17 protein-coding genes and 1 pseudogene are annotated in these 21,577 nt (G+C 71.5%); 6 read left to right on the top strand and 12 right to left on the bottom strand.

Annotation, left to right across the window (positions count from 1 at the left end):
- Positions 1–108: 108 nt before the first annotated feature.
- Positions 109–852 carry a flavodoxin family protein gene (locus J8403_RS35495; RefSeq protein ID WP_211126721.1) on the top strand — a complete coding sequence of 248 codons (744 nt, stop codon included), beginning with the start codon at positions 109–111 and terminating at the stop codon, positions 850–852.
- A 64-nt stretch (positions 853–916) separates the two neighbouring features.
- On the opposite strand, the gene J8403_RS35490 is transcribed toward J8403_RS35495, so the two are convergent.
- The 3 genes and pseudogenes from J8403_RS35490 to J8403_RS44030 all read right to left on the bottom strand — a co-directional run.
- Positions 917–1,543 carry an RraA family protein gene (locus tag J8403_RS35490; RefSeq protein WP_211126720.1) on the bottom strand — a complete coding sequence of 209 codons (627 nt, stop codon included), beginning with the start codon at positions 1,541–1,543 and terminating at the stop codon, positions 917–919.
- Between the two features lie 251 nt (positions 1,544–1,794).
- Positions 1,795–2,439 carry a TetR family transcriptional regulator gene (locus J8403_RS35485; protein WP_211128595.1) on the bottom strand — a complete coding sequence of 215 codons (645 nt, stop codon included), beginning with the start codon at positions 2,437–2,439 and terminating at the stop codon, positions 1,795–1,797.
- A gap of 597 nt (positions 2,440–3,036) precedes the next feature.
- Positions 3,037–3,168 (bottom strand): annotated as a pseudogene (locus J8403_RS44030) (hypothetical protein); the annotation flags it as partial.
- Positions 3,169–3,410: 242 nt separating this feature from the next.
- On the opposite strand from J8403_RS44030, the gene J8403_RS35475 reads away from it, so the two are divergent.
- A complete protein-coding gene (locus J8403_RS35475; protein WP_211126719.1) occupies positions 3,411–5,021 on the top strand; it encodes an MFS transporter in 1,611 nt (536 codons plus the stop codon).
- A 105-nt stretch (positions 5,022–5,126) separates the two neighbouring features.
- Here the strand turns inward: J8403_RS35475 and J8403_RS35470 are convergent, their stop codons facing one another.
- From J8403_RS35470 to J8403_RS35455, 4 genes are read right to left on the bottom strand one after another with little or no spacing between them, the layout of a single operon-like run.
- Complete coding sequence (locus J8403_RS35470) at positions 5,127–7,178, bottom strand: acetoacetate--CoA ligase (RefSeq protein WP_211126718.1); 2,052 nt, start codon at positions 7,176–7,178, stop codon at positions 5,127–5,129.
- 15 nt (positions 7,179–7,193) lie between these two features.
- Complete coding sequence (gene mhpA, locus J8403_RS35465; protein ID WP_211126717.1) at positions 7,194–8,933, bottom strand: bifunctional 3-(3-hydroxy-phenyl)propionate/3-hydroxycinnamic acid hydroxylase MhpA; 1,740 nt, start codon at positions 8,931–8,933, stop codon at positions 7,194–7,196.
- A gap of 7 nt (positions 8,934–8,940) precedes the next feature.
- Entirely contained in the window at positions 8,941–9,915 is a 975-nt protein-coding gene (locus J8403_RS35460; protein ID WP_211126716.1) for a fumarylacetoacetate hydrolase family protein, read from the bottom strand.
- 52 nt (positions 9,916–9,967) lie between these two features.
- Positions 9,968–11,092, bottom strand: coding sequence for a VOC family protein (locus J8403_RS35455; protein ID WP_211126715.1), 1,125 nt, complete (start codon positions 11,090–11,092; stop codon positions 9,968–9,970).
- 128 nt (positions 11,093–11,220) lie between these two features.
- Here J8403_RS35455 and J8403_RS35450 point away from each other — a divergent pair, with 128 nt between their 5' ends.
- Positions 11,221–11,856: a TetR/AcrR family transcriptional regulator gene (locus J8403_RS35450; RefSeq protein ID WP_211126714.1), complete on the top strand. Its 636-nt coding sequence runs from the start codon at positions 11,221–11,223 to the stop codon at positions 11,854–11,856.
- Between the two features lie 38 nt (positions 11,857–11,894).
- Here J8403_RS35450 and J8403_RS35445 read toward each other — a convergent pair whose 3' ends face one another.
- The 5 genes from J8403_RS35445 to J8403_RS35425 all read right to left on the bottom strand — a co-directional run bounded on the left by J8403_RS35445 (position 11,895) and on the right by J8403_RS35425 (position 18,111).
- Positions 11,895–12,896, bottom strand: coding sequence for an alpha/beta hydrolase (locus tag J8403_RS35445; RefSeq protein ID WP_211126713.1), 1,002 nt, complete (start codon positions 12,894–12,896; stop codon positions 11,895–11,897).
- Positions 12,897–12,981: 85 nt separating this feature from the next.
- Positions 12,982–14,904, bottom strand: a complete 1,923-nt coding sequence (locus tag J8403_RS35440) for an amylo-alpha-1,6-glucosidase (RefSeq protein ID WP_211126712.1) — start codon at positions 14,902–14,904, stop codon at positions 12,982–12,984.
- Positions 14,901–16,325: an MGH1-like glycoside hydrolase domain-containing protein gene (locus J8403_RS35435; RefSeq protein ID WP_425519856.1), complete on the bottom strand. Its 1,425-nt coding sequence runs from the start codon at positions 16,323–16,325 to the stop codon at positions 14,901–14,903. The genes J8403_RS35440 and J8403_RS35435 overlap by 4 nt, the downstream gene beginning before the upstream one ends.
- Complete coding sequence (locus J8403_RS35430; RefSeq protein ID WP_211126710.1) at positions 16,253–17,053, bottom strand: sugar phosphate isomerase/epimerase family protein; 801 nt, start codon at positions 17,051–17,053, stop codon at positions 16,253–16,255. Before J8403_RS35430 ends, J8403_RS35435 begins: the two co-directional genes overlap by 73 nt.
- Positions 17,054–17,064: 11 nt before the next feature.
- Entirely contained in the window at positions 17,065–18,111 is a 1,047-nt protein-coding gene (locus J8403_RS35425; protein ID WP_211126709.1) for a zinc-dependent alcohol dehydrogenase, read from the bottom strand.
- A gap of 126 nt (positions 18,112–18,237) precedes the next feature.
- Between J8403_RS35425 and J8403_RS35420 the strand changes: the two genes are divergently transcribed.
- Genes J8403_RS35420 through J8403_RS35410 form a run of 3 tightly spaced genes read left to right on the top strand, consistent with a single transcriptional unit; the run spans position 18,238 to position 21,576 of the window.
- Positions 18,238–19,641, top strand: coding sequence for an ABC transporter substrate-binding protein (locus J8403_RS35420; RefSeq protein WP_211126708.1), 1,404 nt, complete (start codon positions 18,238–18,240; stop codon positions 19,639–19,641).
- A 31-nt stretch (positions 19,642–19,672) separates the two neighbouring features.
- The gene (locus J8403_RS35415) at positions 19,673–20,695 is read left to right on the top strand and encodes a carbohydrate ABC transporter permease (protein WP_211126707.1); all 1,023 of its coding nucleotides are present in this window, start codon (positions 19,673–19,675) and stop codon (positions 20,693–20,695) included.
- The gene (locus tag J8403_RS35410; RefSeq protein WP_211126706.1) at positions 20,692–21,576 is read left to right on the top strand and encodes a carbohydrate ABC transporter permease; all 885 of its coding nucleotides are present in this window, start codon (positions 20,692–20,694) and stop codon (positions 21,574–21,576) included. The genes J8403_RS35415 and J8403_RS35410 overlap by 4 nt, the downstream gene beginning before the upstream one ends.
- Position 21,577: the final 1 nt, after the last annotated feature.

Genomic DNA, 21,577 nt, shown 5'->3' with positions numbered 1-21,577 from the left:
CCCTCCGGCTGTCCCCTGGTGTCGCTCCCCGCCAAACGGCGATCTTCGCGAGATGCTGCTGAGCCCGGCCCGGCCCGCCGGGCCGGCAGTCCCGCACGAGGAGCCCCCATGGCAGCGTCGCCGTCCACCGCCACCCCGACCGATGACGCGTACCGCTTCGACGACCTGACCGCCCTGTACATCAACTGCACCCTCAAACCCTCTCCGCAGCAGAGCAACACCCAGGGGCTGATCGACAGAAGTCGCGCGATCATGGATGCGCACGGCGTCACCACGGACGAGTTCCGGGCCGTCGACCACGACATCGCGACGGGCATCTACCCGGACATGACCGAACACGGATTCGCCACCGACGCCTGGCCGGTGCTCTACGAGCGGGTGATGGCGGCGGACATCCTGGTGCTGGCGGGGCCGATCTGGCTCGGTGACAACAGCTCGGTGACCAAACGAGTCATCGAACGTCTCTACGCCTGCTCGAGTCTGCTCAACGACAAGGGCCAGTACGCCTTTTACGGACGCGTCGGCGGCTGCCTGATCACCGGCAACGAGGACGGTGTGAAGCACTGCGCGATGAACGTCCTCTACAGCCTTCAGCACCTCGGCTACACCATCCCGCCGCAGGCCGACGCGGGCTGGATCGGCGCGGCGGGACCGGGGCCGTCGTACCTGGACCCGGATTCGGGCGGCCCGGAGAACGACTTCACCAACCGCAACACCGCCTTCATGACCTGGAATCTGATGCATCTGGGGGCCATGCTCAAGCGGGCCGACGGCATCCCCGCCCACGGCAACCAGCGCTCCGAGTGGGAAGCGGGCTGCCGCTTCGACTACCCCAACCCCGACTACCGCTGAGGTTGCCGAGGATCTCTCCGAGGGGGCCGTCGACCGGCCCTGCCTCTCGACGGGAATCGGTGTCTCACGGGGGCGCCCGGTACTCGCCGAGGATCCCCTCCGCGGTACGGGCATCCTCGGCCTCGACCTTCAGCGCTTCGTCGATCACCCGCCGCAGGCTTCCGCCCGGGATCACGACCGCGCCGCTGGCGTCGGCGTAGACGTAGTCCCCGGGGACCACGCATACGCCGCCCACTTCCACCGCGACGTTGACGGCATAGGGCATGGCGATGTCGCCGCCCCAGCGAGTCGCCTCTCCCCGGCACCAGGTGGCGAAGCCGTAGGCGCCCAGTTGCTCGAAGTCGCGCAGTCGCCCGTCCGCCAGGACGCCGGCGGCATGGGTGTGTTCGAGCCTGGAGAGCTTCGTTCCACCGCCGTGGGACACCTCTGAATAGCCTCCGCTGGACAGCACCAGCACGGTGCCCGCCGGACGGTCGCCCACCGCCCGGCCGAAGAGATCGCCGAATTCGGCGTGCGGGATGTCGTCGCGGTAGGGCAGATAGGCGATCGTGGCGGCGGGGCCGAACAGCTTGCGTGGCGCGGGGCTGACGAGGCCGACGATATGCGCCCGGTGACCGTGGACCCGGCCCATGGCGTCGACCAGCGAGGCGCAGGACACGCGGTCGGGCACGGGTTTCAGCTCGCTGGCCATCGTCGCTTCCTCCCGCTCATCGCAGCAATCGCAGCACCGGACGATCCCCCCTATACCGGACGTGCCATGGGCTCAATGCTAGTCACCCGGCCGCACCGCGGCAGCCCGGTGACGAGGCGCGGAGCGCCGAGACCGGCCCCTCCCCCACGACCGACCCCACGACCGGGACCGCCCCCACCGAGGATCCGGCGTGAACCTCGCTGCCCCCGGCACCGGCACCGGGTCCGGCGTCCACGTCGCGGTGCCACGGCTCAGTCGGCGGTGGTCTCCCGGGTGACCGTGGCGGCGACGTCCTCGACCACGGCACATGCCCGCTGCTCGGGCACACCGGCCGCGATGAGCATGGCAACGGCGCTTCGGGTGCCGTCGTCCTCCAGTGCCCCCGTGTTGACCTGCTCGAGCAGAGCGAGCGTCAGCGCTTCCAGGCCCGCGCTGAGCACCGTGGGGGGCAGATGGGTGTGGAAGACGCCGTCCCGCTGTCCGCGCTCCAGGATGGACGTGACCTCGTCGCGCGCCGGCTTGATGATCTCGGCGACGCGTTCCGCGCCCAGGTCGCGCCGGGTCAGCGCCAGGAGCATCCGATAGCGGTCGCCCACGGGCCACATCGACAACGCGAAGTGCGCGAGCGCCCGCTCGGCGGGGCCCGTGGACTTCGCTCCGGCCACCGCCGCGTCCCGGAGGGCCTCGGAGGCTTCCTCGGCCAGCGCCTCGAGCAGTGCGACGCGTCCGGGGAAGTGGCCGAAGAGCGTGCGCCGTACGACACCGGAGGCGCGGGCCAGTTCCTCCAGTGTGATGTCCGGGTTCCGGCCGAGTTCCTTGCGGGCCGTGGCCAGGATGCGCGCCCGGTTGGAGCGCGCGTTGCGTCGCTGCGGGACACGGGCAGCGGGCTTGGTCACGGACAACCTCGGGGGCGGTACGGCGGATACGGCGGACGGGAGCGGCACGTCCATTCTGACACGCGGCGTTCCTCGCGTTCCGGGATCGCTTCCGGCATGTGGACCGCCGCCACCGCACTGGCCGAGGTCGCCACCGCACCGGACGAGGTCGCTGTCGACCCCCACGGCGATCAGGGCGGCGGCGGCCGTGCGGGTGCCGTCGTCGGTCCAGGTGCCGGTGTTCACGCAGTCCAGGAGCGCCAGAACGTGTGCCTCGACGGCGCGGACGAGCACGGACGGCGGAAGGCTGGTACGGAAGACGCCCTGCCGCCGGCCCTCGGTGATGATCGCGGTGGCCAGGTCGCGGGCGGGGGCGAGGAGGTCGGCCCGTTCCGCGCCCAGATCCTGGGGGGCGAGCCGAAGCAGCATGCGGTAGCGGTCGCCGACCGGCCACAGGGTGAGGACGAAGCGCGCCAGGGCGGTGGCGGCGTCGGGGGCCGGAAGCGCGACCGTGGCGAGCGCCTCCCGTAGGGCCTGCGCGGCGTCGTCCACGAGCCCCTGGACCAGCGCGGACCGCCCGGCGAAGTGGCCGTAGACGGTACGGCGCGACACCCCGGCGGCCGCGGCGATGTCACCCAGGCTGCTGTCGGGATCACGGTCGAGTTCCCGGCGGGCCGCTTCGAGGATGCGGGTCCGTGTGGTGCGCGTCCGGCGGCATCCGGGGGCCGGCAGGGCTCGTGGGCTGGGCACGGCGGAACCTCCTTCACCAGGGCCGCTTCGCGGGGTCCCAGGGCCGCTGTGCGGGGGCCGAAGGCCGCTTCGCGGGGGTCCACCTGCTTGCACATCGGCGAGCAACTAATATTTGCACACCGATGGGCAATAAACTAGTCTGCACATCCATGGGCAAGTAACTGTCCTCGGTGCCAAGGCAGCAGCCCGCACCGCTCCTGCCGACCCGCGAAGCCGACCGCTTCGCTCCCTAGGAGCTTTCGATGCCGCTCGTCCCGAACACCCCGGTCGAGAAGATGACCGGGCCGTACCCACGGCGCTGGTGGGCACTGATCGTGTTGTGCCTGAGCCTGCTGATCGTGGTCATGGCCAACACATCCCTGATCGTCGCCGCGCCCGATATGACCACGGACCTGCACCTCAGCAGCAGCGATCTGCAGTGGGTCGTCGACGGCTACACCGTCCCCTATGCCGCGCTGATGCTGGTGCTCGGCGCGATCGGTGACAAGTACAGCCGCCGCGGCGCCCTCATCACGGGGCTGCTGATCTTCGCGGGCGGTTCCGTGATGGGCAGCCAGGTCGACGAGACCAACCTGGTCATCACCGCCCGGGCGATCATGGGCGTGGGCGCCGCCGTGGTCATGCCGGCCACCCTGTCCCTGCTGGTGGCGATCTTCCCGAAGGGTGAGCGGGCACGGGCCATCACGGCCTGGACCGCGACCTCCGGCCTCGCCATCGCCGTCGGCCCCGTGGTGGCCGGCTGGTTGCTGCGGGACCACGCCTGGGGTTCCACGTTCCTGATCAACGTGCCCATCGCGGTCGTCGGCGCCATCGCCGCGTTCCTCCTGGTGCCGCCGTCCAAGGCGAAGGGCATGAGCCGGATCGACTACATCGGCGGTCTGCTCTCGATCGTCTCCGTCGGCTCGCTCGTCTACGCCATCATCGAGGGCCCGCACTTCGGCTGGGGCACAGGCCCGGTCACCGCGGCCGTGGTCGCGGGCGTGGGCTTCCTGGCCTTCGCCCTGTGGGAGCTCAGGCACCCCCACCCCATGCTGGACGTCCGCAGGTTCGCGTTGCGCGCCTTCAGCGGCTCCATGCTCGCGGTGCTGTTCTTCTTCTTCGGCACCTTCGGCTGTATCTACTACGCCACCCAGTTCCTGCAGTTCGTCCTCGGCTACGACGCCCTGGAGACCGGCGTTCGTCTGCTGCCGCTGGCCGGTGGCGTGTTCGTCGGCGCCGCGGTCACCGGGAAGCTGGCCCCGAAGCTCGGGGTGAAGGCCATGGTCGTGCCCGGCATGGTCATCGGCGCCGTGGGCGTGTTCCTGCTCACGCGGATCGACAACGGCTCGGACTACACCGACTTCCTGCCCTCGCTGCTGCTGCTCGGCTTCGCGATCGGACTGAGCGTGTCCCCGGCGACCGACACCATCATGGGGTCGTTCCCCGAGGCCGAACTGGGCGTCGGCGGCGGCGCCAACGACACCTCGCTGGAGCTCGGCGGCTCCCTCGGCATCGCCCTCCTGGGCTCGCTGCTCAGCACGTCCTACCAGGACAAGCTGGGTGACCTGGTGGGCAACCAGCTCCCGCACAACGCCATGGACACCGCCAAGGAGTCGGTGGGCGGTGGCCTCGCGGTCGCCGAGCAGATCGCCAAGAGCCCGAGCGGCGGCCCCCAGAAGGCCCAGGCCCTGGTGGACGCGGTGCACGAGTCCTTCGCCCACGGTGTCGCGCACACCAGTCTCATCGGCGGCATCATCATGGCCGCCGGCGCCCTGATCGTCCTGGCCGTCCTGCCCGGCCGCAAGGCCGCCGCGCCCCAGCACGGCCAGGAGCGGGCCGAAGAGGACGCGAAGGAGCCCGCGGAGGTCGGCTGACCCTCGGACGGGCCGTGCTGTGAGCGGCACACGGCCCTGGACGGTGCCGGGAGGGGACGCCCGGCACCGTCCTTTTTCATGCCCCTTTTTGTGCCTCCAGGGTGGCTACGCGCGGCTCGCCTCGCCCGCCGGAGCACTCCGCGCCGCCCGGCGCTCGGCGCCCAGGGCGGCGAAGTAGTCGATCAGGCCGGGGTTGTCGACCGCGCCGGGGTTCACGATCTGCTCGACGGGCGCGCCCTGGAGCAGCCGTTTGACCGGCACTTCGAGCTTCTTGCCGGTGCGGGTGTGCGGAATGCCCGGGACGGTGAGGATCTCGTCGGGGACATGGCGGGGCGACACGCCGGTGCGGACCGCCTCGCGGATCCTCTCGCGCAGCGCATCGTCGAGCGCGGCGCCGTCGGCGAGGACCGCGAACAGCGGCATCCAGTACCCGCCGTCGGGCTCCTCGGCGCCGATGACCAACGCCTCGGTGATCTCGGGGAGCCGTTCCACCACATCGTGGATGTCGCCACTGCCCAGCCGTACGCCGTTGCGGTTGAGGGTGGAGTCGGAGCGGCCGTGCACGATCACCGAGCCGTGCGAGGTGAGCGTGATCCAGTCGCCGTGCCGCCACACACCGGGGTACGTGGCGAAGTACGCCTCCCGGTAACGGGTGCCGTCGGGGTCGCTCCAGAAGTACAGCGGCATCGACGGCATGGGCCGGGTGACCACCAGCTCGCCGACCCGGTCCACCAGCGGGCGCCCCTCGGCGTCGTACGCGGCCAGTGCCACCCCCAGGTTCGGTGCGGACAGCTCCCCCGCCCAGACCGGGGTGGTGCCGGCGCTGCCCGCGAAGCCGGACGCGATATCGGTGCCACCGCTGGCGGAGGCGAGCTGGATGTGCGCGCCGACGTGGTCCCGCACCCAGGGGTAGGCCGAGGCGGGCAGGGCGGAGCCGGTGCAACCTATGGCGCGGATGGCCGACAGGTCGTGCGTGGCGGCCGGATCGATGCCGAACTTGGCCATGCCGAGCAGATATTGCGGGCTGGTGCCGAAGAGGGTGACGCGGTGACGTGCCGCCAGCTCCCAGAGGACGTCCGGCCTGGAGTGCGGTGCCGGACTGCCGTCGTACGTACACGTCGTGGCGCCGGTCAGCAGCGCGGACACGGCCAGGTTCCACATCATCCAGTGGGTGGTGGTGTACCAGAGCAGCCGGTCGCCGGGGCCGAGGTCGGAGTGCAGGCCCAGGGTCTTGAGGTGCTCCAGCAGCACACCGCCGTGGCCGTGGACGATGCCCTTGGGCAGCCCGGTGGTGCCGGAGGAGAACAGGACCCACAGCGGGTGGTCGAACGGCACCGGTGTGCAGTGCAGCTCCTCGGTGCGGCCAACCGCGTCCTCCCACGGGACGACCGGTACGGGAGACGGCTCCGGCGACGGCCATGGCAGACCCACATGGTCCACCAGCAGCGTGGCCTTCAGGCCCGGCAGGGCATGGACCAGTTCGAGGGCCGCGTCGCGGCGGTCGTGCGTGGTGCCGTTGAAGAGGTAGCCGTCCGCCGCCACCAGCACGGTCGGCTCCAGCTGCGCGAAGCGGTCGGCGGCGGCCCGCGGCGCGTAGTCCTGGCCGCACACCGACCACACCGCGCCGAGGCTCGCGGCGGCGAGGAAGGCGACGATGGCGTGCGGAGTGTTGGGCAGGTAGCCGACCACCCGGTCCCCCTTCCCTACACCGAGTTCGCGCAGGGTGGCCGCGACGGAGGCGACCTGGGCGCGCAGCCGGTCGCCGGTTATCTTGTCGCCGGAGCCGGTCTCGTCCAGCGCGATGATCGCGGGCCGGTCGGCGCTCAGGTTCCGCAGGGCGTGCTGGGTGTAGTTGAGGGTGGCGCCGGTGAACCAGCGGGCGCCGGGCATCGTCTCCTCGGCCAGCACCCGCTCGTAGGACGTGGCCGCGTCGATCTCGAAGTACTCCCACACCGCGCCCCAGAAGCCTTCGAGGTCGGTGACGGACCAGCGGTGCAGGGCCGCGTAGTCGGTGTGGTCGTGGGTGGTGTCCACGTCGTCGCGGTGGCGGGCGAACCCGCTGTGGCGGGCGAACCGGCGCCCGAAGTCCGCGACACGGCTGCCGGCCGCGGTGGCGGGGTCCGGGGTCCAGAAGGGCTGCGGGGTCGGTGAGCTCATCGTGTGGGCTGCTCCTCAACAGGGGGTGCGCGGCGGGGGCGTTGGGCTGTTGGGCTGTCGGGCGGGTACGGGGCGACGGGCCGTGTACAGCAGTGGCGCCCAGCGATACGTACCCGTGAATCCGCCGCCACCCGCCGGAACGGTGTCCATCACGACCCGGTCCGGGCGCAGCAGGACGGCGTCCGCCCGGCCGGTGCGCAGCCAGGTGGCGAGGGTGCCGTCGTCGGTGACGGTCGTCTCGTGGAGGGCGGTGGGTTCGTCGCGCGCGGCATGAGTGGCATCGCGGGCCGCATGAGTGGCGTCGTGGGCCGCATGCGTGGCGTCGAGGTGGACGATCCGGGCGCCGAGCGACTGGGCAACGGCCCGGACGGCCGGGGCGGGCGGTTCGGCGGACAGAACCGCGAAGGAGTCGCCGAGCACCTCGTCGAGACGGGCCCGCCCACGGTCCGCCGTCACCCACGGCTGGGGAACGAGGGTGCCGGTCAGCCGGCGGCCGGTGCGGCGGCCGTGCACCAGGGGGCCACGGGTCAGGGCCGGGCTGAGGCCGCTCTCGGAGACGTACGAGGTGAGCGCGGGGATGCGGCACACCGCCCCGAGCGCGGCGCGCCGTACGGCGGCGGCCCTGTCCTGTCCCCCGGTCATCGCCCAGCCGGTCGCGACCGCGAGCCGGATCATGCGCCGGGCATGCGGCTTGCGCTCGCTCTGGTAGGTGTCGAGCAGGCGGTCGTCCGCGCCCTGCCGCAGCACCCGGGCGAGCTTCCAGGAGAGGTTGTGGGCGTCGCGCAGCCCCGCGCACAGGCCCTGCCCGATGAACGGCGGGGTCAGATGCGCGGCGTCCCCCAGCAGGAAGACACGGCCCCGGCGCCAGCGGTCGGCGAGGCGGGCCCGGAAGGTGTACCGCGCCTGCCGTACCACCTCGAAGCCGTCGCCGTCGGCCGGGACGTCCACCCAGGGCGCCACGAGCTCCCGCAGGTCCTCGGAGCCCGGCCCGAGCCGGAACTCCCAGCGGTAGCGGTCCTCGCCGATGCGCATGAAGGTCGCCGCTCGGGCCGGGTCGCAGACCTGGTCGACCCCTTCCCAGGTTCGCACCGGCAGATCGGTGCGGACGTCCACGACCATCCACGTCTCCTCGAAGTGCAGGTCCTCCCATACGGCGCCGATCGCGTCGCGGGTGAGGCTGCCCGCGCCGTCGCAGCCCAGGACGGCGTCCGCCCACAGGTGCTCGGTCGCGCCCGTGGTCCCGTCGCGCAGCGTGACGCGCACCCGGTCCGGCCCGTCACCGGGCGCGTCCCGATTCACGCCCCATTCGCTGTCCTGCTCGACCGCGACGACCTCCACTCCCGCCCGCAGCTCGCACTCGGGGTGGCGGGCCAGGGCGTTCCTCAGCAGCCGTTCCAGTTCGGGCTGGTCGTAGAGGGTGGTCTGGGGGAAGCCGTGGTGGCCGCGCGGGTCGTCCCTGCGGAACTCGGCCATCACCCGGTGCCGGGCGTCCAGCAGCCTGAGGCCGTTGGCGGGGCGGGCGATGGCCGTGAACGCGTCGTGGATGCCGATGGTCTGGAGGATCCGGCGGACCTCGTCGTCCATCGCGACGGCGCGCGGCAGCGGGTACACGTCGCGGTGCCGTTCCAGCAGGATGCTGCGCACCCCGCGGCGGGCGAGCAGGATCGCGGTGGTGACACCGACCGGGCCCGCCCCGACGATGACCACCGGCGCCGTCCGGGCGGCGCGACCCGGCGCGACCTGGTGCGATGTCATGCGTGGCTCACTTCTCGGGTGATGGGGCGTCCATGACGGCGGTGCGTTGCTCGCCGAGGTCGATCCGCCCGTCGGGGGTCGCGATGGTGGCCGTGATCAGGTCGCCCGTGTGCAGATAGCGCGGGTTGCCGGCCTGGCTCTTGAAGAACGCCTTCCACTTCACGGCGGGCGGCAGCAGTGCGCTGATCCTCTCGACCGGCTTGGGCGGGGCCTTCAGGGCCGTGCCGCCGGGGGTGCCGGTCAGGAGCAGGTCGCCCGGATCGAGGCTCTGGAAGCGGGCCAGCAGGGTCAGCGCCTCGGCGGGGCGGACGATCATGTCGGCCAGGGTGCGGTCCTGGCGCAGATCGCCGTTGACCCTCAACTGCAGACGCAGGCCCAGCAGATGGGCGAAGTCCTCCGGCTCCAGCAGGGTCAGACGGGGCCCGGTGGGCGTGAAGGTCGGGTAGGACTTGCTCTCGTAGAACTGCGTCTTGGTGAGCTGGACGTCGCGGGCGCTGACGTCGTTGGTGATGACGAGCCCGGCGACGTACGTGGCGAGATCCTGCTCCGTGACGACGGTGCCCAGCGGCAGCGGCGCCCCCATGACGAGGCCGAGCTCGATCTCGTAGTCGAGCAACTGCACATGCGAGGGCCGCACGATGGTGTCCTCGGGGCCGCTGACCGAGCTGGACGCCTTGCGGAAGAAGGTGGGCGGGATCGCCCCGGTGAAGCCCGAATCGCGGGCGTGGCTGCGGTAGTTGACCATCTGGGCCACCACCCGGCAGGGGGTGGTGACCGGGGAGAGCGCCACCAGGTCGGCGACGGGCGTGCCCGGATCACCGGAGGCGGCGACCTGGTGTGAGGCTTCGCGCGCGGCCACGCGGACGGCTTCACGGTCGCCGATCAGCTCGGCCGTGGTGGCCGCCTTGGTGTCGATACGGACAGCGCGGTCGCCGTGGACGGCCCACCAGCCGTCGGCGGTACGCAGGACGTTGGTACTCATGTCAGGGCCTTTGCGAGGGGATTGAGGTGGAAGGGCGGTCAGGTCAAGGGGGTCAGGAGACGGTGGCCTTCAGCAGGCCCAGCAGCCGGGCGGGGTCCATGTCGTTGTCGCCGCGCAGGGCCTCCACGACCTCCCGGAGCCGCTTGGGCGAAGGGCCGGCGCCGAGGAAGTCGCGGGTGGCGGGCGGACCCCACTGGGCGAGGCCGCTCGCCGACATCGGCGCCCAGCCGGGCTCGGTGTCGCAGGAGAACAGGTCGCCGTCGGCGAAGTGCTCCAGCATGAGGTGGTCGGGGTCGCGCCAGTAGTCGAAGAGCTGGCTGCCCTGGATGTGGCGTCCGATGCCCCAACTGCGGCGGTATCCCCGCTCCTTCAGATACTCGCCGCCGGTGGCGATCGCGTCGAGGTCGGTGACCTGGTACGCGGAGTGGACGTAGCCGGTACCGGGGCCCAGATGCATGGCCAGGGTGTGGTGGTCGGCCGGTACGCCCCCCAGATCGCAGCGGATGAACGCCATCGTCGGCCCGCGTCCGCGCTGACCGTCCAGGAACAGGAAGTCGGACACGATCATGCCGAGGGTGTCCACGTACCAGTCCAGGGCGCGGGCGAACACCCGCGTCTCCAGCACCACATGCCCCAGGCGCTGGATACGGGACGGCTCGCGCGGCGGGCGCTGGGCGGCGTTCGTACGGCGGTGGTCCGTGCCGAAGTTCAGCGGCAGGGGCCGCTGCCCAGGCAGTGCGGGCAGCCGTTCGGCGCAGTGCACGACCCGCACCGGGAAGCCGGACGGGTCGAGCAGATCGACGGCCTTTCCGCCACCCGGCACGTTCGCGTCCCGTACGGCGGAGCCGGTGGCGCGGGCCAGCCGGTCGAGGTCGGCCCGCTCGGCCGCGCGGAACGCCGGGCCGATGAACCGGGAGGTACGCCCCTTACGGATCACCATGCAGGCGGAACCGGCGAAGGTGCCGCGCAGCCACAGCTCCCGTTTGTCGCGGGCGACGATGCCGAAGCCGAAGTCACGGGCGAAGACCTCGGCGCGGTCCAGGTCGGGCTTCTCGAATTCCAGCCAGGCCAGGTCGGCCACCTTGATCAGCGGGTTGCGGGAGCGCCCGGGGTGTTCGCCCCGCAGGGCGCCCTGCTCGCTGTGCAGGTCCTGGTGGGCTGTTTTCAGGTCGGTCATGGTGCCTCTCCGGTCGGCCACCCCGTTGATTGATAAAATCATCATCTCTGACGCAGTCCGCGTCAACAGAATCATGGAAGATTTCTGATAAATCCATCAGTACTGCGGGTCATGGTTAGACTCGGCTTATGCCGACGTCAGCCCCGCCCAGTAACCGGTTCGAACGGCGCCGCGCCGCGACCCGGCAGGCGCTCATCCGTGCGGCCCGGCAGATACTGGCCGAGTCCGGCGACACCAGCGTGAGCATCCAGGCGATCGCGGACCGGGCCGACGTGGGCTTCGGCTCCTTCTACAACCACTTCGAGTCCAAGGCCGCCCTCTTCGACGAGGCGGTGTTCGACGCCCTCGACGAGTACGGCCGGGCGATCGACGAACGGCTGGAGGGCGTCGACGACCCGGCCGAGCGGGTCGCGTTCGGTGTGCGGCTCAGCGCCAGGATGGCCCGGACCCATCCCGAGATCATGCGGATCCTGCGCCATCGCGGGCTCGGACACATCCACTCCGACCGCGGCCTGTCCCCCCGCGCCCTGGGCGACCTCAAGACCGGCGCGGCCTCCGGCCGCTTCACCTTCACGAGCCCCGAGATCGCCCTCTCCGCCCTGGGTGGCAGCCTGCTGGCGCTCCTGGATCTGCACCTCGCCCAGCCGGACGCCGGCGGCGACGAAGCCGCCGCGGCCATGGCGGAGATGATGCTGCGCATGCTGGGCGTCCCCGCCGACGAGGCCCTGGACATCGCCGACCGCCCCCTTCCCGCGCACGACTGAGCCACGGCGCCCGGCCCGGGGGGAAACGCCTCCGCGAACTACCCGGCCCGCTCCGGCAGATAGGCGCGGAGCCAGAGATCGAGCTCGGCGAAGATGCGCTCGCGCACCTCGGGCAGCGACAGCACCAGGTCGTGCACCCCGTCCCGGATGCGCACCGTGGTGACCCGCGGGCCCAGCCGGGGTGCGAGGCGGGCGATGTCGTCGGCGCGCAGTACGCCGTCGGTGCGGAGCAGGGCGTCGTCCCATTCGGTGGTGGCGGTGCTGGCGGTCGAAGCCATCACCAGGACCGGGCAGTCGATGCCCAGTCCGCGGCGCACCCGCCGGTGCCCCCGTTGGATCGCCGCCAGCCACCCGGCATAGAGGGGGAAGCCCTTGGCCGGTTTGAGGGTCAGGTCGAACTCCCAACTGCCCCGGAAGTCACGGTGGAGGCTGTGCACGTAGTGCGGGTTGGGCGGGGTCGGGAGCTTACGGGTGGCCGCCAGACGTCCGAGGAGGTCGACGACGGGGGCGCCGAGCGTGCGGATCAGCAAGGGAGCGGGCAGGGACAGGAACGGGCTGTTGAGGAAGAGCGCGTCGATCGTCCCCTGCCCGGCCCGCCGGTCGGCGTACAGGGCGCTGATCAGCCCGCCCGTCGAGTGGCCGTTGAGCAGCAGGGTGTCGTGTCCGTCGACCTCGCGGATGATGCGGACGACCTCGTCGAGTTCCTCGTCGTAGGCGTCGAGGTCGTGAATGTAGTTCGGCGAGTGGTGCGGGCGCAGTGAGCGGCCGTACTTGCGCAGGTCCAGTGCGTAGAAGTCGTAGCCGCGCTCGGTGTAGAAGTCGGCCAGGTGGGTCTGGAAGAAGTAGTCGACGAAGCCGTGCACATAGAGCACCGCTCGGCGGGAGCCTCCGGCCGCGGCGCCGGGATCCGCGGACCGGCGGCGGACCAGGGTCGCGACGACATCGCCCTCGTCGTCGGCGGCGAGCGGCAGGTCGATCGATTGGTAGGGCTCGCCCAGGATGTCGGTGAGGAAGTCCACGGCGCCGACTGTAATGGCCATGCCCGCGCCAACACCCCCGGAACCCCGTGGGCTTGGTCACTGCCGACGGGGGCACCGGCCCCCGGCCCGAACGGACGCTATGGGGCTACCGTACGGCGACCTGCCGCGACGCCGTGAGCAGCGCCAACGGTGCCGCGGCGGCCCACGCCTGCGGCGAGCAGGAATGGGGGTAGGGCACCGGTGTGGCGGTGGCGGAGCGGTCGTAGCCGGCGATGACCTCGGGGAGGCGGTCTCCGTGGTGGGCCGCCGCCCCGACCAGCCCCTTGGTGACGGTGGCGACCTGGTCGGTGAGTCCGTGACGGGCCAGGCCCAGCACGATGACGGCGTTGTCGTGCGGCCAGGCGCTGCCACGGTGGTACGACAGCGGGTGGTACGGCCGCTGTCCGGCGGCCAGGGTGCGGATCGCCCAGCCGGAGAAGAAGTCCGGCTCCAGCAGGCGCCGCCCCACGCGGCGGGCGCGCTCCGTGTCGAGGATGCCGGACCACAGCAGATGGCCGGCGTCCGAGGCGAGGGCGTCGACCTGCCGGCCGTCGCCGTCCAGCGCCAGCGCCGGAAAGTCGGCGTCCGGCATCCAGAAGTCCGAGGTGAAGCGGGTGCGCAGCCCGGCCGCGGCGGTACGGAGCCGTTGTGCGTAGGGCTCGTCCTTCCACAGCTCCTCGGCCAGTCGCGCGGTGCGGACGAGCGCGTCGTAGGCGTATCCCTGGGCCTCGGAGACCGCCACGGGGCCCGCGGCCTGGGTGCCGTCGGTGAAGCAGATTGCGCCCGCCGAGTCCTTCCAGTTCTGGTTGACCAGGCCGCCCGCGTCGGGGCGGTAGACGAGGTAGCCGTGGTGGTCGAGGCCGCCGTCGGTGAACATCCAGTCGACGGCCCGCCGGGCGTGCTCCTCCAGCCGCAGGGCGAGCGCGCCGTTACCGGTCGTCTCGTAGTGGGCGTGGAGCAGGACGAGGAAGAGCGGAGTGGCGTCGACGGCACCGTAGTAGCGGCCGTAGGGGACTTGGCGGAAGTGGGCCAGCTCTCCGTGGCGGGTCTCGTGGACGATGCGGCCGGGCTGTTCGCCGCTGAAGGTGTCGTACCGCCGCCCCTGGGTGGCGGCGAGTGCGCTGAGTGTCGCGGCGGCCGTTCCGGGTCGGTACGGCAGCAGGAAGTAGGACGTCAGCAGGGAGTCGCGGCCGAACAGGGTGAGGAACCACGGGATGCCCGCGGCGGGGACGTACACCTCCTCGCCGTCCACGCCGGTGGCCGCGATGGTCAGCAGATCCACGTCGGCCAGGCCCCGCTCGCAGGTGCGGGTCAGGTCGTCCACCGGTGCGGGTGCCGGTGCCCGCCGTGGCGCGGGTGGCGCGGCGGACGGGTGGGACGGCGCTCCGTGCGGACGAGCGCGGACGGTGAGGTGGAGTTGGGCTTCGCCGTGTCCGTCCAGTGGCAGCTGCCAGGTGAGGGCGCGCGCGGTGGGCCGCGGCGCGTCCCGCGGGCTGTCGACGGCGTCGGGCGCGGGGCGGCAGTCGAGGGTGGTCCGGGCGTGCCAGTCGGCGCGCCGGTAGTCGAAGCGGAGCCCGTCGTCCGTGGTGTGGGTCTCGTGCCGGCCGTCGGGCTTGGCGTAGTGGCGGTCGTCGGCGCGTAGCTCGAACAGGTCGGCGAAGTCGGCGTCGACGGTGAGCTCGATGCGGGCGGTGACCGGGCCGGGGCGGTTGTTGACCAGCCGCAGGTGCTCGGTGAAGGTGCCCGCGGTGACGCTCTGCCGGCGGAAGACGGTGTAGGCGGGCGGCTGGTCCCGGGTGCCCTGGGGGGTCAGGACACATGCGGCGGTGTGGTCCGCCTCGGCCGCGGCGGGCACCAGGGTGGTGGGGCTGGTGCCGTCGACGGTCAGCTGCCAGCGGCTGAGGTGGCGGGCGTCGCGCAGGAACAGACCGTCGGGTGTGGTGCCGCGGGTGCCGCTGATGCCCCCGTCGGCCTCCAAGTGGGCGAACGTGGCGTCGCGCACCAGCTGGACGCGGTGGTCCGCGGTCATGGCGTGGACTCCTCGGGGTCGGCGCACAGCAGGTCGAACGTGAGGGCCGCGGTCCACGAGAAGGGCCGCGCGCCGCGTGCGGCGCCCGTGGTGGGGTCGACGTATTCGGCGAACCCCGACCGTCCCGCCTCCGCGAGGATGCCGTGCCGCAGGCGGTCGGCGTCCGCCCACAGGCGGTGGGTGCGCAGGCCGCGCTGGATCAGCCAGGCGGTGTTGAACCAGGCCGGGCCGCGCCAGTAGCGCTTGGCGTCGAAGGCCGGGCCGGTCAGGTCGTAGCTGGGGACCAGGCGCGAGGACGGTGCCCTGAAGTGCGGGCCGCCGAGCGTGTCCCGAAGCCGCTCGACCAGGTCGGGCGGCAGCCGCGGAACGATGAGCGGGACCAGACCGGTGACGGCGCGCTCGTCGACGAGGGTGTCGGTGACCAGGTCGCGGACGCGGAACAGACCGGCGGTGTCGTCCCACAGCCGGGTGACGAGCTGCCGGGTGAGCTCGTCGGCGCGCGCGGTGTGCGGTGCGTCGGCCGTACCCAGGTCGCGGGCCATCCCGGCGAGAGCCAGCTCGCTGGCGATCAGCAGGGCGTTGAAGCAGGGGTCCTCGACGGCGAAGCGGTGCCGGGCCGTCCGGTCGTCGTAGTGGGCCTGCCGGTAGTCGGTCGCCAGCCGCACATAGCGCCCGTAGTCCAGGTCGGTCGGCCGGTCGGCGGGGTGGCCTTGGGCCAGGTCGGCGCGGTGGAAGGCATCGGGCGGGGCCGGGTCGACGCGGCGCAGGGCCTCGTCCCAGCAGGGGCTGTTGTCCATGCCGGGCTCCCACGGGTGCACGATGGCCGCAAGTCCCGCTCCTGCCAGGTCTCGTCGGGCGCGGAGGTAGTCGTGCCAGGCGACGAGCCGCGGATAGACGCGGGGCAGGAAGCCCCGCCGCCGGGACTCGGCGGGATCCGCCCGGTGTACGAGCCAGGCCGCCAGGGCGTGCACCGGTGGCTGGACGATGCCCGAGGTCTCGGGTGCCGCCGGTGCGCCGGCCGCCCGGCCGGCGTGGGAGGACTGCCAGAAGTCGGGGCTGGGGAAGTAGGCGTCGTGCGGCACGGCGGGGTTGAAGACGATGTGCGGGATGCGTCCGTCGGCCCACTGCCCGGCCAGGAGGGATTCGAGTTCCCGCTGGGCGCGGCGGGCCGAGAGGTGGCGCAGCCCGATGGCGATGAAGGCGGAGTCCCAGCTCCACTGGTGGGGGTAGAGGGTGCGGGAGGGAACGGTGGAGGCGCCGGTCCAGTGCTCGATGAGGACCCGCGCCGCACCGCGCCGCAGTGTCAGGGCTGCGGCCGCGGTGGGCGCGGGTCCGGCCAGAGTTACGGTCACGCGCCGGACCCCCGCAGGAACGCGGGGATGGAGCGGACCGCTTCGAGGGGCTCGCCGGTGAGGCGGCATTCGGCGGCGAGGTAGCCGTCGTAGCCGATGGTGTGCAGGGCGCCGAGCCAGGCGGGCCAGTCGAGGTGGCCGGCGCCGGGCTGGAAGCGGTTGGAGTCGGAGACCTGGGCGTGGCCGATCAGCTCGGCGTGAGCGAGGATCGCCGCGGCGGGGTCGGTCTCCTCGATGTTCATGTGGTAGCTGTCGATGCCGATCCTGAGCGAGTCCAGACCGGTGGCGCGGATCAACTCCGCGGCCTGTTCCAGCCGGTTGACCATGTGGTCCTCGTACCGGTTGAGCGGCTCCAGGAAGAGCGTGACGCCCTCCTTGCGCGCGTGCTCGCCGAGTTCGGCAAGGCCGGCCAGCAGGACCTCGCGGTCCTCCTCCTCGGTGCGCGGGGGCTCGAAGGGGGGCAGCCGGCGCGAGAACATGCCGTAGGAGGCGGGGGTCTGGGCGCCCAGGCCGCCGATCTCGGCGATCACGGTCAGCTGGGACTTCAGCTGGACGACGGCGTCGCGGCGCAGGGCCTCGTCGAAGGCGCCGAGGAAGTGGAGCATGTCGACGCAGACCGTCGGCATGACCACGCCGTCCTTGCGTGCCTGCCGCAGTTCGTCCAGGCGCGAGGCGAAGTGGAAGTCGCCCTTGGCGCGCAGTTCGATGGCGTCGTAGCCGGCCGCCTGGGCGACGTCCCACTTGGCCTGCAGGGTGTCCCCGGGCAGGAGTTGTTCCTGAACGGCGGTCTTGAGCATGCGGAGCCCTTTCAGAATTCCAGGACGACCTGCAGCGCCGCCGCGGGGCGCTCGTCCAGCAGCGCATAGGCGTCGGCGGCGTCGGCGGCGGGGATGGTGTGGCTCACCAGGGAGGTGACGTCCACCTGTCCCTCGGCGACCAGGCGCAGGAAGGTCTGCTGGAGGCGTTCGACGCTCCAGCGGTTGGACAGCTGCGGGGGGACGCCGCCGATCTGGGAGCAGATGAGCTGCACGCGGTTGTGGTGGAACTCGTCGCCCAGGCGCAGGCCGATGCCGTCGCCCTGGTAGAAGCCGGACGCCACCACGCGGCCGCCGGCGGCGACCGAGCGCAGGGCCTCGTGCAGGGCCGGGTAGGCGCCGCTGATCTCGATGGCGAGGTCGGCGCCGAGGCCGGCGGTGGCGTCGCGGATGCGCTCGGCCACCTGGTCGGTGATGGCGTTGAAGGTGTGGTGGGCGCCGTAGGCCTTGGCGGTCTCCAGCCGGCTGTCCAGCGCGTCGACGGCGGTGACGCGTGCGCCGTTGAGCTGGGCGAGGCGGGTGGTGAGCAGTCCGATGACGCCCTGACCGAAGACGGCGACGTCCTCGCCGAGGTGGATGTCGGCGGCCAGGACGGCGTTGTACGCGATGGCGCCGACGCGGGCGAAGGCACCGGCCAGGGGCTCCAGCCCGGCGGGCAGCGTGTGGCCGATCATGCGCTCGGCCGGGACGAGGCCCTCGCTGCGGTGTCCCCAGATGCCCCACACCAGGTCGCCGGGGTGCGGCAGGCCCGGGGTACCGGCCAGGTCCGGGGCGACCTCGACGACCTCGCCGACCTCGGAGTAGCCCCATCCGGCGACGGGGTACTGGATACCGGCCGCACCCTCGCGGAACAGTCGCGCGTCCGGGTCCCAGGTCCGCGTCAGATACGGGTTGGTGCCGCGGTAGGCGGTGAGCTCGGTGCCGGCCGAGATGCCCGAGAAGCGGGTGCGGACCCTGAGGTGTCCGGGGGGAAGTTCGGCTCGGGGGTGCTCGGCGACCTCCACCTGGCGAGGGCCGGTGAATTGAACGACGCGTTCCACGGATGGCTCCGGAAGGGGGGTGCGGATGTCGGTTGCGTCGACAATAGCCGCCACTTACGCCTTGTCAACAAGCAAAAGTGATGCTGAGATGCGTGCTCAGTAGACGTAAGTCGAGACGAGGACACCATGCACACCAGGACCCGGCGGTCGAGGATGACCGCGGTCGGCGTCACGGCAGCCCTGGGCATCGGGCTGCTCGCGGGCTGTGCCGGCACCACCGGACCGGGCAAACCGGACCGCGAGATCACGGTCTGGTCACAGGAGAACCTCCCTGATCGCGCCGCGGCGACCCAGAAGATCATCGACGGGTTCGAGAAGAAGACCGGGATCAAGGTCCACCTCGTCGGGGTGGACGAGGGCCAGATGCCCCAGCTGATCATGTCGGCCGCGGCCTCCGGCACCCTGCCCGACGTCATCGGCGCGGCCCCGATGGGCCAGGTCTGGCAGATGTACGACAACGGGCTGCTCAACACCGACATCCCGAAGAAGATCATCGCCGAGCTGGGCCGGAAGACCTTCAATCCGAACGCGCTGGACCTCACCTCCGACGGCCGCACCGCCCTCGGCGTGCCCTCCGACGCCTGGCTCCAGCTGCTCGTCTACCGCAAGGACCAGTTCGCCCGGAAGCGGCTGGCGGCTCCGGACACCTACCAGCGGACCCTGGCCGCCGCCAAGGCCCTCACCACCAAGGGCCACGACGGCATCTCGGCCTCCACCGACCCCGCCGACGTGTTCACCTCGCAGAGCTTCGAGAACCTGGCGCTCGCCAACGACTGCCAGCTCGTCGACGGTCACCACGACGTCGCGCTGGCATCCCCGCCGTGCGAGACCGCCTTCCACACCTACGACCAGCTCGCCCGCGTCTACGGCCCGCCGGGCGCCCAGACCGTGGACTCCACCCGCGCCACCTACTTCGCGGACCGGTCATCCATGATCATCTGGTCCTCGTTCCTGCTGGACGAACTGGCCGGGCTGCGCAAGGACGCCCTGCCCAGCTGCCCCCAGTGCAAGAAGGACCCGCGGTACCTGGCGCACAACAGCGGCATCGTCACCGCCATGAAGGGCCCGGACGCCACGAAGGCGGCCCAGTTCGGCGAGATCACCTCCTGGGTGACCACCAAGACGGCCGAGACGGCGGCCTCCCGCGAGTTCATCGAGTACATGATGGGCTCCGGCTACGAGTCCTGGTTCGGCATGGCACCCGAAGGCAAGATCCCCGTCCGGCACGGCACGGCCGCGGAGCCCAACCGCTACCTCGCCGCCTGGCGCCACAGCCCCATCGGCGTCGACACCCGTATCCCGTTCGACCAGGTCTTTCCGACCCGGCTGCTCAACCAGCTCGCCGACGGCGTCAGCAACATGCGGCGCTGGGGCATCACCCAGGGCGAAGGAGCACTCGTCGGCGCCACCAACGGCGAGCTGCCCGTACCGAAGTCCATCGGGGCCATGACCAGCGGGCAGATCTCCTCCTCCGAGGCGGCCCGGGAAGCCGCCGACGAAGTCGCCGCCCTCAAGAAGTCCCTGCAGTAGCCGCCCGCATGCACCTCACGAAGGTCTCCTCATGACGACAGCCCCAGCAGGCGCACCGCAGCGCCGGGAAACCAGCCCTCGGCCCACGGACCGGCCCACCGCCCCTCGCGGCCGCCGCCCGATGACCGCCGGCCGCCGCGCCAACCGCGCGGGCCTCGCGTTCGTCTCCCCCACCTTCATCGTGGTCCTCGTGGTCGTCGTGCTGCCCATCGCGTGGACCGTGCTGCTGGCGTTCCAGAGGGCCAAGCTGGTCGACATCCAGGGCATGGGGCTGTTCGGCAACTGGTCCCTGGACAACTTCGCCCAGGTCTTCGACTCCGCCGGCTTCTGGTCGAGCCTGACCACCACCCTGCTGTACACCGCGGGCGCCACACTGGGCTCGGTCGCCCTCGGACTCGTCGCGGCGCTCGCGCTGCGCAAGCCCTTCCACGGCCGCGGACTGCTGCGCGCGGCCATGCTGCTGCCCTACGTCGCCCCCGTCGTCGCCGTGGCCTTCGTCTGGGAGGTCGCGCTCAGCCCGCAGTACGGCGTCGTCAACGACTGGGGCCGGCACCTGTTCGGCTGGGACGACCCCATCGCCTTCCTCTCCACCCGCGAGTACGAGGTCCATCTGCTCGGCATGCATGTCGACATCCCGCTGGCCCTGCTGACCGTCATCGCCTTCGAGTGCTGGCGCTACTTCCCCTTCGCCTTCCTCTTCATCCTCGCCCGGCTGCAGGCAGTCCCCGACGGCCTGGAAGAGGCCGCCCTGGTCGACGGCGCCACCGTCTCGCAGCGCTTCCGGCACATCCTGCTGCCCCAACTGATGCCCGTCATCGCCCTGTTGTGCGTCCTGCGGTTCATCATGACGTTCAACAAGTTCGACGACGTCTATCTGCTGACCGGAGGCGGCGCGGGCACCAACGTGGCCGCCGTGCGGGTCTACGACTTCCTCACCGCCCGCTACGACGTGGGAGCCGCCGCCGCCCAGGCCCTCGTGCTGGCCGCCGCCCTGATGATCCTGCTGGGCTTCTACTTCAAGCTCTTCGGCAACAAGGTCCAGGAGGAATCGTGACCCGTAAGGCCGCTCTGACCCGGGCCCACGTCGAGGAGAGGATCTTCGGCGTCCTGCGCTGGTGCGTCATCGCGTTCCTCGCCGTGATCACCCTGCTGCCCTTCTACTACATGCTGCTGCTGTCGGTGAAGCCCATCGACGCGCTCCTGCTCGACCCGGGATCCCTCCTGATCTCGGCCAAGGACTTCACGCTCGCCACCTACCGGGACGTGCTGCGGTCCACCGACGACGGCGGCCAGGGCTTCCTGCGGTTCCTGCTCAACTCCGCCCTGGTGTCCCTGGGGACCGTCGCCCTGACCCTGCTGGCCGCCGTACCCGGCGCCTACGCCGTCAGCCGTCTGAAGTTCTTCGGCCACCGCCAGGTCAGCGCGCTCTTCCTGGCCGTCTATCTGTTCCCCGCGACCCTGCTGGCCGTCCCGCTCTTCGTCGTCTTCGCCAAGATGGGACTCTCCTCCAGCCTGGTCGGCCTCGCCATCGTCTACGTCGCCCAGACCGTGCCGGTGTCGATCTACATGCTGAAGAACTACCTCGTCACCATCCCCGCCTCCATCGAGGAGGCCGCGGCGCTCGACGGCTGCACCCGGCTGCAGACCGTCCGCAAGGTGATCCTGCCGCTCACCCTGCCCTCCCTCATGGCGACCGGCCTGTATGTCTTCATGATCGCCTGGAATGAGTTCCTCTTCGCGCTGCTCTTCCTGGCCGCCGTCCCCGGCAAGTGGACCGTCTCCCTGGGCCTGGCCCAGCTGTCCAACGGCATCGAAGTGCCCAAGACCGTCCTCATGGCCGGATCGGTGGTGCTGACCATCCCCGTGGTACTTCTGTTCTTCGCCGCCGAACGCCTCCTCACCGAGGGCCTCACCAGCGGCGCCGACAAGAGCTGAC

The sequence above is a fragment of the Streptomyces yatensis genome (assembly GCF_018069625.1).
GTDB lineage: Bacteria > Actinomycetota > Actinomycetes > Streptomycetales > Streptomycetaceae > Streptomyces > Streptomyces yatensis.
This window is presented reverse-complemented; position numbering and strand designations above follow the sequence as displayed.

Excerpts from the sequence above, each read along its gene's own strand:
- J8403_RS35495 (WP_211126721.1), top strand. The coding sequence starts at position 109 with ATGGCAGCGTCGCCGTCCACCGCCACCCCGACCGATGACGCGTACCGC.
- J8403_RS35490 (WP_211126720.1), bottom strand. The coding sequence starts at position 1,543 with ATGGCCAGCGAGCTGAAACCCGTGCCCGACCGCGTGTCCTGCGCCTCG.
- J8403_RS35475 (WP_211126719.1), top strand. The coding sequence starts at position 3,411 with ATGCCGCTCGTCCCGAACACCCCGGTCGAGAAGATGACCGGGCCGTAC.
- J8403_RS35470 (WP_211126718.1), bottom strand. The coding sequence starts at position 7,178 with ATGAGCTCACCGACCCCGCAGCCCTTCTGGACCCCGGACCCCGCCACC.
- mhpA (WP_211126717.1), bottom strand. The coding sequence starts at position 8,933 with ATGACATCGCACCAGGTCGCGCCGGGTCGCGCCGCCCGGACGGCGCCG.
- J8403_RS35460 (WP_211126716.1), bottom strand. The coding sequence starts at position 9,915 with ATGAGTACCAACGTCCTGCGTACCGCCGACGGCTGGTGGGCCGTCCAC.
- J8403_RS35455 (WP_211126715.1), bottom strand. The coding sequence starts at position 11,092 with ATGACCGACCTGAAAACAGCCCACCAGGACCTGCACAGCGAGCAGGGC.
- J8403_RS35450 (WP_211126714.1), top strand. The coding sequence starts at position 11,221 with ATGCCGACGTCAGCCCCGCCCAGTAACCGGTTCGAACGGCGCCGCGCC.
- J8403_RS35445 (WP_211126713.1), bottom strand. The coding sequence starts at position 12,896 with ATGGCCATTACAGTCGGCGCCGTGGACTTCCTCACCGACATCCTGGGC.
- J8403_RS35440 (WP_211126712.1), bottom strand. The coding sequence starts at position 14,904 with ATGACCGCGGACCACCGCGTCCAGCTGGTGCGCGACGCCACGTTCGCC.
- J8403_RS35435 (WP_425519856.1), bottom strand. The coding sequence starts at position 16,325 with ATGCCGCCTCACCGGCGAGCCCCTCGAAGCGGTCCGCTCCATCCCCGC.
- J8403_RS35430 (WP_211126710.1), bottom strand. The coding sequence starts at position 17,053 with ATGCTCAAGACCGCCGTTCAGGAACAACTCCTGCCCGGGGACACCCTG.
- J8403_RS35420 (WP_211126708.1), top strand. The coding sequence starts at position 18,238 with ATGCACACCAGGACCCGGCGGTCGAGGATGACCGCGGTCGGCGTCACG.
- J8403_RS35415 (WP_211126707.1), top strand. The coding sequence starts at position 19,673 with ATGACGACAGCCCCAGCAGGCGCACCGCAGCGCCGGGAAACCAGCCCT.